The sequence below is a fragment of the Halomonas mongoliensis genome, from assembly GCF_052496345.1.
In genome coordinates this window covers 995706-1009891 of sequence record NZ_CP199288.1, presented here as the reverse complement: position 1 = coordinate 1009891, position 14186 = coordinate 995706, and the positions used below count along the sequence as shown (strand labels likewise).

The following is a 14186-nucleotide window of genomic DNA, read 5'->3' as shown; positions in this document are numbered from 1 at the left end:
TGCAGTTTATCCCAGGCCGGCGCTTTGCCTACACTGGTTGCACCTTTCGCCCATCATCAACGAGGATATCGTCATGAAATCACGCGCCGCCGTCGCCCTGGAAGCGGGCAAGCCCCTTGAGCTCGTCGAGCTCGATGTCGAGGGGCCCAAGGCCGGCGAGGTGCTGGTGAAGATCGCCGCCACCAGCGTCTGCCACACCGATGCCTATACCCTCTCCGGCGCCGACCCGGAGGGCAACTTTCCGGCGGTGCTGGGCCACGAGGGGGCCGGCATCGTCCAGGAGGTGGGCGAGGGAGTCACCAGCGTGCGCCCCGGCGACCACGTCATCCCGCTCTATACCGCTGAGTGCGGCAAGTGCAAGTTCTGTCTCTCCGGCAAGACCAACCTCTGTGGCAGCGTACGCGCCACCCAGGGCAAGGGCCTGATGCCCGACGGCACCAGCCGCTTCTCGCTGGAGGGCAAGATGCTGCACCACTACATGGGCACCTCCACCTTCAGCGAGTACACCGTGCTCCCCGAGGTGTCGCTGGCGGTGGTCTCCAAGGAGGCGCCCCTGGACAAGATCTGCCTGCTGGGCTGCGGCGTGACCACCGGCATCGGCGCGGTGATGAACACCGCCAAGGTGGAGCCGGGCGCCACCGTCGCCGTCTTCGGCCTCGGCGCCATCGGCCTCGCCGTGATCCAGGGGGCGGTGATGGCCAAGGCGAGTCGCATCATCGCCATCGACGTCAACCCCGAGAAGTTCAAGCTGGCCGAGCAGTTCGGCGCCACCGACTTCGTCAACCCCAAGGACTACGGCGACCCCATCCAGCAGGTGATCATCGACCTGACCGACGGCGGCGTCGACTACTCCTTCGAGTGCATCGGCAACGTCAACGTCATGCGCTCGGCGCTGGAGTGCTGCCATAAGGGCTGGGGCGAGTCGATCATCATCGGCGTGGCCGGCGCCGGCGAGGAGATCTCCACCCGCCCCTTCCAGCTGGTCACCGGGCGGGTCTGGAAGGGCTCCGCCTTCGGCGGCGTCAAGGGGCGCTCGGAGCTGCCGGGCTACGTGGACCAGTACATGAAGGGTGAGCTCAATATCGACGACTTCATCACCCACGACCTGCCCTTCGAGAAGATCAACGAGGCCTTCGATCTGCTGCATCGGGGTGAGAGCATCCGCACCGTGCTTCACTACTGAGCGCCACGCGCCGCGTAGCCCTTTATCCCTGAAAGTGCGGCCGGGACAGGAGTCCCGGCCGCCAGGAGACCCAACCATGACCATGACCGAGAACCTGGAGCTGGTATCGGCCAACAAGAGCTTCGGTGGCTGGCACAAGCGCTACCGCCACCGCTCCCGGGCGCTGGACTGCGAGATGGTCTTCGCCATCTACCTGCCGCCCCAGGCCGAGGCCGAGCGGGTGCCCCTGCTGTGGTGGCTCTCCGGCCTGACCTGCACCGACGAGAACTTCATGCAGAAGGCCGGCGCCCATCGCCTGGCGGCGGAGCTGGGTATCGCCATCATCTGCCCCGACACCAGCCCCCGGGGCACCGACCTGCCCGGCGAGCACGACAGCTACGATTTCGGCAGCGGTGCCGGCTTCTACGTCAACGCCACCCAGGCGCCCTGGAAGAAGCACTACCGCATGTACGACTACGTTACCGAGGAGCTCCCTTCGGTGGTGCGCCAGCACTTCCCGGTGAACGGTCGCGAGTCCATCAGCGGCCACTCCATGGGGGGCCATGGGGCGCTGATCATGGCCCTGCGTCGGCCCGGCCACTACCGCTCGGTATCGGCCTTCGCCCCCATCGTCAACCCGTCCGACTGCCCCTGGGGCCAGAAGGCCTTCAGCGGCTACCTGGGCGAGGATCGCGGCAAGTGGACCCAGTACGACGCCTGCGAGCTGGTGGCCCGGGGCGCCTCCAGCCAGCCGCTCTTCATCGACCAGGGCGAGGCCGATGACTTCCTCGAGGAGCAGCTTCGGCCCGAGCGCCTGGAAGCGATATGCGCCGAGCACGACCATCCGCTGACCCTGCGCCGCCAGCCCGGCTACGACCACAGCTACTACTTCATCGCCTCCTTTATCGAGGACCACCTGCGCTATCACGCCGAGCGGCTGCACCGGAAGCAGTGAGGCGCCGGGGATTCGAGCCGTTGAGGCAGCGTCGGCCGCTCGTCTCCCCGCCGGGCAAGGCCGTATACTGGCGTCAGGGTTTTCGGCGCACAGGGGCGAGCGGCAGTGGTGAGAAAGATGGTAGCGGCATGGGGGAGACGACTCTGGGGCTGGCTGTGGCGAGCCCTGCTGGGCTTCGTGGTGCTCTCGGTGCTGCTGGTGCTGCTCTTCCGCGAGGCGCCGGTATTCGGCTCCATGGTGATGGTGGAGCGCAAGGTCCAGTCCTGGATCGCCCGGGAGCCACTGGAGATTCGCCACCAGTGGCAGCCCTGGGAGGCGCTCTCCGACCATGCCAAGCTGGCGGTGATCGCCGCCGAGGACCAGCGCTTCCCCGAGCACCGCGGCTTCGACCTGGTGGAGATGCGCCGCGCCTGGGAGTCCAATCGTGCCGGGGGGCGGCTGCGCGGGGCCAGCACCCTGAGTCAGCAGACCGCCAAGAACCTCTTCCTCTGGACCGGGCGCAGCTGGACGCGCAAGGGCCTGGAGGCCTGGTTCACCCTGCTGATCGAGACCCTGTGGCCCAAGCAGCGCATCCTCGAGGTCTATTTGAACATCGCCGAGTGGGACAGCGGGGTGTTCGGCCTGGAGGCGGCCGCCCAGCACTATTTCGGGGTCTCGGCCAGCCAGCTCAATGCGGTGCAGGCCAGCCGCCTGGCGGCCATCCTGCCCAACCCGCGAGGCTGGGATGCGGCGCGCCCCAGTCCCCACGTGGAGCGGCGCAGCGTCTGGATCCGCCAGCAGATGAACAATCTGGGCGGGCCGGCCTATCTTGAGAGACTCTAGCCTCGTTTGCCCGCCGACACCGGGAGTCCGCCATGACCGAATCGACCGTCACGTCCAAGCGCCGCCGCGGCAGGCCTCGCGGCCGCGAGCTGGCGCCGGTGGCGCTGGCCGCCCTGAGGCTGCTGCTTGGCGATGAGCGCGAGCGGCCGGAGCTGCGTCGCCGCGACCTGCTGATCGAGCACCTGCACGCCATCCAGGATGCCCACGGCCACCTCTCCCTGGTGGAGCTGCGGGCCCTTGCCGCCTACATGAACCTGCCCATGGCGGCCATTTACGAGACCGCCACCTTCTATGCCCACTTCGACGTGGTCCACGACGGCGAGGCGCCGCCGCCGGAGGTCACGGTGCGGGTCTGCGATTCGCTCTCCTGCCAATTGGCCGGCGCCGAGGCGCTGCGCGAACGGCTGGCGGCGGGCCTTGACCCGGAGGCGGTGCGGGTGGTGCGCGCCCCCTGCATGGGGCGCTGCGACACCGCCCCGGTGGTCCAGGTGGGGCACCACCACGTGCTCTACGCCACCCCCGAGGGGGTCGAGGCGGTGGTGGATACCGGCCACACCCATCCCGAGGCGATCCTCTGGCAGCGCCTGGCCGACTACCGCGCCACCGGCGGCTACGCGCTGCTGACCCGGTGTCGTGCCGGCGAGGTGGGCGTCGAGGTGCTGATCGATGAGCTCGAGCGCGCCGGCCTGCGCGGCCTGGGCGGGGCGGGCTTCCCTACCTTTCGCAAGTGGCAGGCGGTGCGCGCCGAGCCCGCCCCCCGCTACGCGGTGATCAACGCCGACGAGGGCGAGCCCGGCACCTTCAAGGACCGTGTCTATCTCGAGCGCGAGCCGCACCGCTTCCTGGAGGGGGCCCTGGTCAGCGCCTGGGCGGTGGAGGCCAGCGCCCTCTATATCTATCTGCGTGACGAGTATCCCGGGCTGCGCCGGGTGCTCGCCGAGGCGATCGCCGAGCTCGAGGCCGCGTGCCTGGTCGCTCCCGGTTTCGTGGTGCTGCGCCGCGGCGCCGGGGCCTACATCTGCGGCGAGGAGTCGGCGCTGATCGAGTCCCTGGAGGGCAAGCCCGGCAAGCCGCGCCACCGGCCGCCCTTCGTGGCCCAGCGGGGGCTCTTCGATCGGCCGACCCTGGTCAACAATGTCGAGACCGTCGCCTGGATCCCGCTGATCCACGAGAAGGGCGCCGACTGGTTCGCGAGCCAGGGCCGGCACGGGCGCAAGGGGCTGCGCAGCTTTTCGGTCTCCGGCCGGGTCAAGCGGCCCGGGGTGCACCTGGCCCCCGCCGGCATCACCCTGGCCGAGCTGCTCGAGGAGTACTGCGGCGGCATGGCCGAGGGGCACCGCCTCGCGGGCTACCTGCCGGGCGGCGCCTCGGGGGGCATACTCCCGGCCGGCAAGGCGGATCTCCCGCTGGACTTCGATACGCTCCAGGAGCACGGCTGCTTTATCGGTTCGGCGGCGATCATCGTGCTCTCGGACCGGGACGATCTGCGCGCCGTGGCCGCTAATCTGCTGGCCTTCTTCGCCGACGAATCCTGCGGCCAGTGCACGCCCTGCCGGGTCGGCACCGAGAAGATGCTGACCCTGCTCGAGCGCGACGAGTGGGACGTCGAGGCGCTCGAGCGCCTCGCCCGGGTGATGATGGACGCCTCCATCTGCGGCCTGGGCCAGGCGGCGCCCAACCCGGTGCTGAGCCTGCTGCGCGACTTTCGCGGTGAACTCGAAGCCCAGAACCTCATCGTGAAAGGGTAGGGAGGCAGACCATGCAGACCACTCAGACCCCGAACCCCGAGACCTTTACCCTGACCCTGGACGGCGTCGAGGTGAGCGCCCGACCCGGCGAGACCCTCTGGCAGGTGGCCAAGCGTGCCGGCGAGACCATTCCCCACCTCTGCTTCAAGGACGCTCCGGGCTATCGGGCCGACGGAAACTGCCGCGCCTGCATGGTGGAGGTCGAGGGAGAGCGGGTGCTCGCCGCCAGCTGTATCCGCGAGGCGGCTCCCGGCATGGTGGTGAGGAGCGCCAGCTCCCCGCGCGCCCGCGAAGCGCGGGAGTCCGTCATGGAGCTGCTGCTCGCCGACCAGCCCGAGCGGGAGGCGAGCCCCGACCGCGCCAGCCACTTCTGGGCCATGGCCGAAGCGCTGGCCATCGACGCCGCGGCGGTGGGCGAGCGGCTGCCCGCCCGGGCGGAGCGCGCCGCGCCCACCGTTCACCATGTGCGCTCCCGAGAGGCGCAGCGCTTACAGGATGCCTCCCATACCGCGATGAACGTCAACCTCGACGCCTGCATCGAGTGCGGGCTCTGCGTGCGCGCCTGCCGCGAGGTGCAGGGCAACGACGTCATCGGCCTGGCCCACCGCGGGGCGGCGGCGAAGATCGTCTTCGACTTCGACGACCCCATGGGGGAGAGCACCTGCGTGGCCTGCGGCGAGTGCGTCCAGGCCTGCCCCACCGGGGCGCTGATGCCGGCGACCCTGATCGACGAGGCGGGCCGCGGCGACTCCGCCGCGGCCGACCGCACCGTGGACTCCGTCTGTCCCTACTGCGGGGTGGGCTGCCAGCTCAGCTACCACGTCAAGGATGAGCAGATCCTCTTTGTCGAGGGCAGGGACGGCCCCGCCAACCAGGGGCGACTCTGCGTCAAGGGACGCTTTGGCTTCGACTACCCCAACCATCCGGCGCGCCTCACCCGGCCGCTGATCCGCCGGGACGGCGTGGCCAAGGGGCTCGACCCCGACTTCGATCCGGCAAGGCCGCTCACCCACTTCCGCGAGGCCAGCTGGGAGGAGGCGCTGGAGATGGCCGCCCGAGGCCTCGTCGACCTCAAGTCGGCCCATGGCCCCGGGGCGCTGGCCGGCTTCGGCAGCGCCAAGTGCTCCAACGAGGAGGCCTGGCTCTTCCAGAAGCTGGTGCGCACGGGCTTCGGCTCCAACCACGTGGACCACTGCACCCGGCTCTGCCACGCCAGCTCCGTGGCCGCGCTGATGGAGTGCCTGGGCTCGGGGGCGGTGACGGCGTCGTTCATGCAGGCCCTCGAGGCGGACGTGGTGCTCCTCACCGGCTGCAATCCGGCGGTGAACCACCCGGTGGCGGCCACCTACTTCAAGCAGGCGGCGAGGGGCGGCACCCGGCTGATCATCCTCGACCCCCGCGGCCAGGCGCTGGACGCCTACGCCTGGCGCAGCCTGCGCTTCTCCCCCGGCGGCGATGTGGCGCTCTATAACGCCATGCTCAACGTGATCATCGACGAGGCGCTCTACGACCAGGCCTATATCGACGCCCATACCGAGGGCTTCGCGGCGCTCAGGCAAAGCGTGGTGGACATGACCCCCGAGGCGATGAGCGGCCTGTGCGGCGTCGCCCCCGAGACCATCCGCGAGATCGCCCGCGCCTACGCCACCGCCGAGCGGGCGATGATCTTCTGGGGCATGGGCATCTCCCAGCACGTCCACGGCACCGACAACGCCCGCTGCCTCATCTCGCTGGCGCTGGCCTGCGGCCAGACCGGCCGACCCGGCACCGGCCTGCACCCGCTGCGCGGGCAGAACAACGTCCAGGGCGCCTCGGATGCCGGCCTGATTCCCATGGTGCTGCCCGACTACCAGCCGGTGGGCGACGCCCAGCTGCGCGCCGCCTTCGAGGAGCTCTGGGGTGCCGAACTCGACCCCGAGCCCGGGCTCACCGTGGTGGAGATCATGGATGCCATCCTGGCGGGCCAGGTCCGCGGCATGTATATCCTCGGCGAGAACCCGGCCATGTCCGACCCGGACCTGAATCACGCCCGCCAGGCCCTGGCGGCCCTGGAGCACCTGGTGGTGCAGGATCTGTTCGTCACCGAGACCGCCCAGTTCGCCGATGTCATCCTGCCGGCCACCGCCTGGCCGGAGAAGGAGGGTACGGTCACCAATACCAACCGCCAGGTGCAGCTGGGCCGCGCCGCCGTGGCGCCGCCGGGAGAGGCCAAGCCCGACTGGTGGATCATCCAGGAGATCGCCCGGCGCTTCGGCCTGGCCTGGGACTACGCCCACCCGAGCGAGGTGTTCGCCGAGATGAAGCGCGGCATGCCCTCCCTGGACAACATCTCCTGGGAGCGCCTGGCGCGGGAGGGCTCGGTGACCTATCCCTGCCCCGCCGAGGACGCCCCGGGCCAGGACGTGGTCTTCAGCGACGCCTTCCCCCGGGCCGGCGGCCGGGCCAGGTTCGCCCCCACCCGGCCGCTGCCGCCGGACGAGCCCATCGACGCCGACTACCCTACGGTGCTGACCACCGGGCGGCTGCTGGAGCACTGGCATACCGGCGCCATGACCCGCCGCGCCAGCGTGCTCGACGCCCTGGAGCCCGAGGCGACGGCCAGCCTCTCGCCGGGGGAGCTCAACCGCCTCGGGGTGGCGCCGGGGGAGGCGATCACCATCGTCACCCGCCGCGGCGAGATCACCCTTGCGGCCCGCAGCGACCCGGGGATGCCCGACGGCATGGTCTTCGTGCCCTTCGCCTATGTGGAGGCGGCGGCCAACCTGCTGACCAACCCGGCCCTGGACCCCTTCGGCAAGATCCCCGAGTTCAAGTACGCCGCCTGCCGCCTGTCGCGGGCTGCCCCCTGACCACCAGCACCACCCCGGCGATGGCGACGGCCATGCCGACAAGCGAGATGGGCGGCAGGGCCTCGTCGAAGAGCCACCAGGCCTGCAGGGCGGTCACCGGCGGCACCAGGTAGAAGAGGCTCGCCACCCGGGAGGCCTCGCCGCGCCGGATCAGCGCCATCAGCAGCAGGATGGCGGCGATCGACAGCACCAGCACCAGCCAGCCCAGGGTGAGGGCGAAGGTGGGGGTCCAGGTCACGCTGCGCTTCTCGAAGAGCAGGGCGCCGAGCCCCAGCACCGCCCCCGCCGCCAGGTACTGCACCACGGTGCCGGAGAGTAGCGGCATGCCGGTGCAGTGGCGCTTCTGGTAGAGGGTGCCGCCGGAGATGCCGGCCAGGGCCACCAGGATGGCCAGCAGGGCGCCGGCGCCGAAGCCCTGGAAGAGCGCCTCGCCCGGGTCCAGCTTGCCGCCCAGCACCAGGGCCACGCCCACCAGGCCCAGCACCAGCCCCAGCCACTGGCGGCCGCCCAGCCGCTCGCCCAGCAGGGGGCCGGCCAGCGCCGCGGTGAGCAGCGGCTGTAGCCCCACCAGCAGCGAGGCGAGCCCCGCCGGCATGCCCAGGTAGATGCCGTAGAAGACCCCGCCCAGGTAGGCGCCGTGGACCAGCAGGCCGGAGATGGCGATATGGCCCCAGAGCCGGGCGCCCCGGGGCCACTCCCCGGAGAGCCAGTGGGCCAGGGGTACCAGCAGTGCCAGGGTCAGCGCGAAGCGGATGAACAGGAAGGTGAAGGGCTCGGCGTAGGGCAGGCCGAACTTGGCACCGATGAAGCCGGTGCTCCACAGCACGACGAACAGCAGCGGCATGGCGGCGAGCCACAGGCCGGCGGCACGGGAAGCAGGAGCGGGGGGCATCTGGAACGTCCATGTCAGTTAAAAGGGGAGCCACTGACCATACTGCGCCGCTCGAGTTTCGCCTAGCCCCCGGCAGGCTGCCGGAGGCTCTCCCGGGGAATGAATGTTATTCCCATTCGCCGGCGATGCCTCGAAGCCGCCCATGCCGGGCCTGATGGCGAAGCGATGACTCAGGGTGTCGCTTCTTAGATACGAATGTAACGTTGTGAGAACTTAATGTTTCCAACTATTACAAGAAAATTGTGAACGTGAGGCACTCATCGCCGTCACACTCCCCACATACACGCAACGCCCCTCTGGAGGTATTCATGAAACGGATGACTGCTCTGTTCTCTGCCGCCCTGCTCAGCGCCGGCCTGATGTCCGCCACCGCCCACGCCCAGCAGGATCCGGCGGCCACCCCCGAGCAGCCCCAGGCCGCTGCCCCGGCCATGGACTTCTCCGATGAGCAGCTCCAGCAGTTTGCCGACGCCTCCCAGGAGATCGCCGTGATCTCCCAGGAGTATACCGAGCGACTGCACGCCGCCGAGGACGAAGCCTCCCAGCAGGAAGTGCGCATGGAAGCCAACGACAAGATGGTCGAAGTGGTCGAGGAGAGCGGTCTCGACGTGGATACCTTCAACGCCATCGGCCAGGCGATCCAGCAGGATCCCGAGCTGATGCAGCGCGTCCAGGAGATGGCCCAGTCATAAGGCTGCGTCCTTGCTGAAGCCGACTCCCATCGGCAGCCGAGACGGCCACCCTCCGGGGTGGCCGTCTTCGTGTGGGCGCCTGCCCGCCATACGCTTTACAGCGCCCCGGCGAACTCCCAGACTTGGCGTGACGATACCGCCAGAGGGGAGCGTGACGCATGGAAGTCGAACTGCTGGAAATTCGCCAGCATATGGGGCGCTTCCCGCCCTTTGATGCCCTCTCCGACGAGCTCCTCGACGAGATCGCCGGCCAGGTGGAGGTCGCCTACTTCCAGGCCGGCAGCGACATCCTGCTGCTCGACCAGGAGATCCACGAGCTGGGCTATATCCGCAGCGGCGCCGTGGAGGTCTATCGCCGCAGCGGCGAGCTCTACAACCGCCTCGGCGAGGGTGACATCTTCGGCCACTTCAGCCTGCTGCGAAACCACCGGGCGCGCTTCCCCGCCAGGGCGCTGGAAGACACCCTGGTCTATTTCATCCCCGATGCGCTCTTCCAGCGGCTCTGCGAGGAGGACGAGCACTTCGCCGACTTCGTGGAGCTCGAGCGGCCCCGTCTCGAGTCGGCGGTGGAGCATCAGAAGAAGCAGAACGACATGATGATCACCCGGGTACGCAAGCTGCTGACCCGCTACCCGGTGATGGTGGAGGCGAGCACCACGGTCCAGGCAGCCGCCCGCCAGATCAGCGACTCCGGCGCCTCGGCGGTACTGGTGCTCGACGCCCCCGGCGACAACCCCCGCTACACCTTCCGGGACAGCGAGGAGCGCGCCTGGCAGGTGTGCGGCATCCTCACCGACAGCGACTTCCGGCGCATGATCGCCGAGGGCCGCGGCCCCGAGACGCCGGTGGGGGAGGTGGTGGACCACCACCTGGTGGCGATCCAGTCCGACGAGTCGGTCCACGAGGCGATGCTCACCATGCTGCGCAACAATATCCACCACCTCCCGGTGGTGTATCGGCGCCATCCGGTGGGCATCGTGCATCTCTCCGACATCATCCGCTACGAGACCCACTCCAGCCTCTACCTGGTCAGCAACATCTTCAACCAGTCCTCGGCGGAGGGGCTGGCCAGGCTCGCCCCGGACGTGCGGGCCGCCTTCGTGCGCATGGTGGAGGACGGCGCCGATTCGCGCATGATCGGCAGCGCGCTCTCCACCATTGGGCGCAGCTTCACCCGCCGCCTGCTGGAGCTGGCCGAGGAGGCCCTGGGCCCTCCGCCGGTGCCCTACTGCTTCATGGCCATGGGCTCCATGGCGCGCAACGAGCAGTCCATCGTCACCGACCAGGACAACGCCCTGGTGCTGGATGACGCCTTCGACCCCGAGGTCCACGACGCCTACTTCCTGGCGATGGCCAGGATCGTCAGCGACGGCCTGCACGCCTGCGGCTACACCTACTGCACCGGCGATATCATGGCCACCAACCCGCGCTGGCGGCAGCCGCTGTCGGTGTGGAAGGGCTATTTCCTGGACTGGATTCGAGACCCCACCCCGGAGCGGCTGCTGCACAGCTCGATCTTCTTCGACCTGGATGTCGTCCACGGCGAGAACGTCTTCGTCGAGCAGCTCCAGGACCTGGTGGCCGAGGAGGCGCCGAAGAGTGCCCTGTTCCTGGCCGCCATGGCCCGCAACGCCCTGAACCGTACGCCGCCGCTGGGCTTCTTTCGCACCTTCGTGATGGAGAAGGACGGCAAGCAGAACAACTCCATCAACCTCAAGCGCCGCGGCACCGCGCCGCTGACCGACCTGATCCGCGTCCACGCCCTGGCCTGCGGCTCCCGGGCCCAGAACAGCTTCGCGCGCCTCGACGATATCGACCGCACCCAGCTGCTGGCGCAAGGGGTCAGCGACAAGCTGCGTTACGCCCTGGAGTTCCTCTCCATGGCGCGCATCCGTCACCAGGTGATCGATCTGCAGCAGGAGCGCACCCCGGACAACAATATCGAGCCGGAGAACGTGTCCGACGCCGAGCGCCATACCCTCAAGGATGCCTTCCAGGTGCTCAGCAACGCCCAGAAGTTTCTCAAGTTCCGCTACCCGGTCCCTTCCGGTGCGGCGCGCCGCTCGCGAGGGACCCGGTGATTCGTCTGCCGGGCGCGGCGCGCCAGCAGACGCCCGGCTGGCCCGAGTACCTGGCGGACCGCGCCGCCCGGGTCCAGCATCCGCTGCTCAAGGCCTATTGCGCCGCGGGCTGTCCCGACCCGGCCACCCCCATCGGTGAGCTGCCGATGGCGGCGCTGGATATCGAGACTACCGGGCTCGACCCCCGGCGCCACGCCATCGTCAGCGTCGGCGTGGTGCCCTTTACCCTGGCGCGCATTCCGCTGCGCGAGCGGCGCTACTGGGTGCTCAAGCCGGCCCGGGAGCTCACCGAGCAGTCGGTGACCCTGCACCGCATTACCCACGCCGAGGTGGAGAACGCACCCGACCTCGCCGAGGTCCTGCCCGAGCTGCTGGAGGTGCTGAAGGGGCGCGTCGCCGTGGTGCACTATCGCCAGATCGAGCGGCCCTTCCTCGACAGCGGCATCCAGGCCCGGCTGGGGGAGGGGCTGCGCTTCCCGATGATCGACACCATGTCCCTGGAGGCGCGCCTCCATCGCCAGTCGCTCTGGGCGCGCTTTCGCCGCTGGCTGGGCCGTCCGCCGGTCTCCATCCGCCTGCACAACAGCCGTGAGCGCTACGGCCTGCCCGCCTATCAGGGCCACCACGCCCTGGTCGACGCCCTGGCCACCGCCGAGCTGCTCCAGGCCCAGGTAGCCAGCCGCTACTCGCCGCAGACCCCGGTGGGTGAGCTCTGGAGCTGACTATCCTGCTGTGATCGCGAGGCTTTCGAGCGGCGCCGGCCGGTGGAAGTGGTAGCCCTGGAAGAGGCGACAACCCCGGGAAGCGAGCCAGTCGCGCTGCTCGGCGCTCTCGACCCCCTCGGCGATCACCTCCAGGCCCAGGCTCGCCGCCAGGGTGAGAATGGTCTCCACGATGGCGGTATCCGCCGCATCGTCGGGCACGCCCATCACGAAGCTCCTGTCGATCTTCAGCTCGTCCAGCGGCAGGCGCTTGAGGTAGCTGAGGGACGAGTAGCCGGTGCCGAAGTCGTCCAGCGCCAGGCGAATGCCCAGCGCGCGCAGCTCGGTCAGGGTCCTGCGCACCCGCTCGGGGTCCTCCAGCAGCAGCGACTCGGTGACCTCCAGGGTCAGCCGCTCCGCGGGTGCACCGGTCTCCGCCAGCAGCGCCTCGAGCCGGGCGACGAAATCGGGCTCGTGAAACTGCACGGCGCTGACGTTGACCGCCACGCGCAGCCGGGCCTTCGCCGTGCCGGCCCAGTCGGCCAGCAGCTCACAGGCGCTGCGCAGGACCCAGTGACCGATGGGCAAAATCAGGCGCGTCTGCTCCGCCAGCGGAATGAACGCCACGGGGGGGACCGTGCCGCGCTGCGGATGCTGCCAGCGCAGCAGCCCCTCGACGCCGATGCAGTGCCCGTCGGCGTCCATCTGGGGCTGGTAGTGGAGGGTCAGCTCATGGTGGGCCAGGGCCTGCTGCAGCGCCTGCTCCATGCGCACCCTCTCCACGACCTCGCTCTGGATCTCCTCGCTGAAGAAGCGCAGGGTGGCGCCCCCCGCGGCCTTGGCCCGGGCCAGGGCCAGGTCCACCTGCTGGATCAGGCTGCCGGCATCGGGCTGGCCGTCGGCGAACAGGGTCATGCCGATGCTGGCCGTGGTGCGAGGCGTGCCCTGACAGGGGGGCAGGGCGGAGACGGCGTCGAGCAGCGCTTCGGCGAGCCGCTCCACGCGGTGCGCGGCCGCCGCCATCGGCCCGTCGAGATCCTCGATCAGGATGGCGAACTCGTCGCTGCCCAGGTGGGCCAGAAATCCCGGCTCGGCCAGGCGCTGTTCCAGCGCCTCGGCCACCCGCAGCAGCAGCCGGTCCCCCTGCTCGTGGCTATGCAGGTCGTTGATCAGCTTGAATCGGTCCAGGTCCAGCAGCAGCAGCGCGCCGGGCTTGCCGCGCGACTCGGGGCGCTGCTGGGCGGAAAGGGTCTGCTGAAGCTGGGCGAGCAGCCGGCCGCGGTTGGGCAGCCCGGTCACCGGGCTGTAGTGGGCCAGGCGGTGGCTGTGCGCCTGGGCCTCCTGGTACTGGGCGGTGCGTGCCCGAACCCGATGGCGCAGCAGCAGGCTCGTGGCGGCGCTCAGCGCCAGCAGGAGCAGCAGGCCGCCGAGCCCCCACCACAGCAGCGGTGGCACATGGAAACGGTCGTCACTGCGCACGTTCCAGCCGGCCAGCGCCTGGTGGTAGGGCGAACGGGCGTTGGGCTTCCAGAGCTCGAGATAGTGGTCGATACGCGCCAGAATCGCCTCGCCTTCGCCGGCGGGCGCCGCATAGAAGAGCCCGGCAGGCTGGAACATGATGGGGGTGACCTCGAGGCCCTGGGCGCTGGCCTGCCAGTCGCCGTAGTGGCGATTGGCCACGGCGGCGTCCGCCTGTCCCCTGCGAACCGCCGCGAACCCCTCCTCGAAGCTGCCGACCTCGAGGAGGGAGGGCGTGACGCCGAAGCTGTTGGTGAGCTGGTGGAGAAACTCGCTCTGTATCGACCCCTCAAGGACCGCCAGCCGCCGGCCGTCCAGGTCGACGATGGCATCCAGCGACAGCCCCGGGCGCTGATAGACCTGGGACCAGCTGTGCAGCACCGGCTCGCGGTGAAAGGCCAGGACCTCGGCGCGGGCCGTTGTCCAGGCCACGTCGGGCAGCAGGTCCAACTCGCCGGCCTCGAGGGCCGCCAGGCAGGCCTGCCAGCTGCAGGGGTGCACCTCCAGCTGCCAGCCTTCACGGTCGGCCATGGCCAGCAGCAGGTCGCCAAGGATGCCCCCGGGCTGCTGGTCGTTCAGCATCAGCTTGGGAGGATTGTGGTAGACGCCGACGCGCAGCGGCTCTGCCAAGGCCTCAGTGGAAAGTATTAGCAGGAGTGCCGTGGCGACCAGGATGCGTCGCGCCCCTGATAAGGCATTCTGAGCTGTCACGGTGCGAGTATTCCTTCACCTGCATGGGTGAGTCCTCATCATGACATAAGCGAGA

At 69.5% G+C, this 14186-nt stretch carries 10 protein-coding genes; 8 read left to right on the top strand and 2 right to left on the bottom strand.

Annotated elements, in window-relative coordinates:
- Nucleotides 1-73: 73 nt before the first annotated feature.
- The 5 genes from ACRYRV_RS04590 to fdhF all read left to right on the top strand — a co-directional run bounded on the left by ACRYRV_RS04590 (nt 74) and on the right by fdhF (nt 7536).
- On the top strand, nt 74-1183 hold the full coding sequence (locus tag ACRYRV_RS04590; protein ID WP_309636100.1) for an S-(hydroxymethyl)glutathione dehydrogenase/class III alcohol dehydrogenase: 1110 nt from the start codon (nt 74-76) through the stop codon (nt 1181-1183).
- A gap of 76 nt (nt 1184-1259) precedes the next feature.
- A complete protein-coding gene (gene fghA / locus ACRYRV_RS04585; protein WP_444985792.1) occupies nt 1260-2117 on the top strand; it encodes an S-formylglutathione hydrolase in 858 nt (285 codons plus the stop codon).
- Between the two features lie 117 nt (nt 2118-2234).
- A complete protein-coding gene (gene mtgA, locus ACRYRV_RS04580; protein ID WP_444985793.1) occupies nt 2235-2939 on the top strand; it encodes a monofunctional biosynthetic peptidoglycan transglycosylase in 705 nt (234 codons plus the stop codon).
- A 32-nt stretch (nt 2940-2971) separates the two neighbouring features.
- Nucleotides 2972-4687, top strand: a complete 1716-nt coding sequence (locus ACRYRV_RS04575; RefSeq protein WP_444985794.1) for an NADH-ubiquinone oxidoreductase-F iron-sulfur binding region domain-containing protein — start codon at nt 2972-2974, stop codon at nt 4685-4687.
- Nucleotides 4688-4698: 11 nt separating this feature from the next.
- Nucleotides 4699-7536, top strand: coding sequence for a formate dehydrogenase subunit alpha (gene fdhF, locus ACRYRV_RS04570; protein ID WP_444985795.1), 2838 nt, complete (start codon nt 4699-4701; stop codon nt 7534-7536).
- Here fdhF and ACRYRV_RS04565 read toward each other — a convergent pair.
- Nucleotides 7496-8428, bottom strand: a complete 933-nt coding sequence (locus ACRYRV_RS04565; protein WP_444985796.1) for a DMT family transporter — start codon at nt 8426-8428, stop codon at nt 7496-7498. The two genes, fdhF and ACRYRV_RS04565, sit on opposite strands and share 41 nt — an antisense overlap.
- A gap of 308 nt (nt 8429-8736) precedes the next feature.
- On the opposite strand from ACRYRV_RS04565, the gene ACRYRV_RS04560 reads away from it, so the two are divergent.
- From ACRYRV_RS04560 to ACRYRV_RS04550, 3 genes are all read left to right on the top strand, one after another.
- Nucleotides 8737-9120 (top strand): DUF4168 domain-containing protein, encoded by a 384-nt coding sequence (locus tag ACRYRV_RS04560; protein ID WP_309636106.1) that lies wholly within the window; start codon nt 8737-8739, stop codon nt 9118-9120.
- 158 nt (nt 9121-9278) lie between these two features.
- Nucleotides 9279-11201, top strand: a complete 1923-nt coding sequence (locus ACRYRV_RS04555) for a DUF294 nucleotidyltransferase-like domain-containing protein (protein WP_444985797.1) — start codon at nt 9279-9281, stop codon at nt 11199-11201.
- Nucleotides 11201-11923: a 3'-5' exonuclease gene (locus ACRYRV_RS04550; protein ID WP_444986213.1), complete on the top strand. Its 723-nt coding sequence runs from the start codon at nt 11201-11203 to the stop codon at nt 11921-11923. Before ACRYRV_RS04555 ends, ACRYRV_RS04550 begins: the two co-directional genes overlap by 1 nt.
- Here ACRYRV_RS04550 and ACRYRV_RS04545 read toward each other — a convergent pair whose 3' ends face one another.
- Entirely contained in the window at nt 11924-14050 is a 2127-nt protein-coding gene (locus ACRYRV_RS04545; protein ID WP_444985798.1) for a putative bifunctional diguanylate cyclase/phosphodiesterase, read from the bottom strand. It lies immediately after the preceding gene.
- Nucleotides 14051-14186 lie beyond the last annotated feature (136 nt).

What these genes read in the sequence shown, in the direction of transcription:
- ACRYRV_RS04590 (WP_309636100.1), top strand. Translation starts at nt 74, where the DNA reads ATGAAATCACGCGCCGCCGTCGCCCTGGAAGCGGGCAAGCCCCTTGAG.
- fghA (WP_444985792.1), top strand. Translation starts at nt 1,260, where the DNA reads ATGACCATGACCGAGAACCTGGAGCTGGTATCGGCCAACAAGAGCTTC.
- mtgA (WP_444985793.1), top strand. Translation starts at nt 2,235, where the DNA reads ATGGTAGCGGCATGGGGGAGACGACTCTGGGGCTGGCTGTGGCGAGCC.
- ACRYRV_RS04575 (WP_444985794.1), top strand. Translation starts at nt 2,972, where the DNA reads ATGACCGAATCGACCGTCACGTCCAAGCGCCGCCGCGGCAGGCCTCGC.
- fdhF (WP_444985795.1), top strand. Translation starts at nt 4,699, where the DNA reads ATGCAGACCACTCAGACCCCGAACCCCGAGACCTTTACCCTGACCCTG.
- ACRYRV_RS04565 (WP_444985796.1), bottom strand. Translation starts at nt 8,428, where the DNA reads ATGCCCCCCGCTCCTGCTTCCCGTGCCGCCGGCCTGTGGCTCGCCGCC.
- ACRYRV_RS04560 (WP_309636106.1), top strand. Translation starts at nt 8,737, where the DNA reads ATGAAACGGATGACTGCTCTGTTCTCTGCCGCCCTGCTCAGCGCCGGC.
- ACRYRV_RS04555 (WP_444985797.1), top strand. Translation starts at nt 9,279, where the DNA reads ATGGAAGTCGAACTGCTGGAAATTCGCCAGCATATGGGGCGCTTCCCG.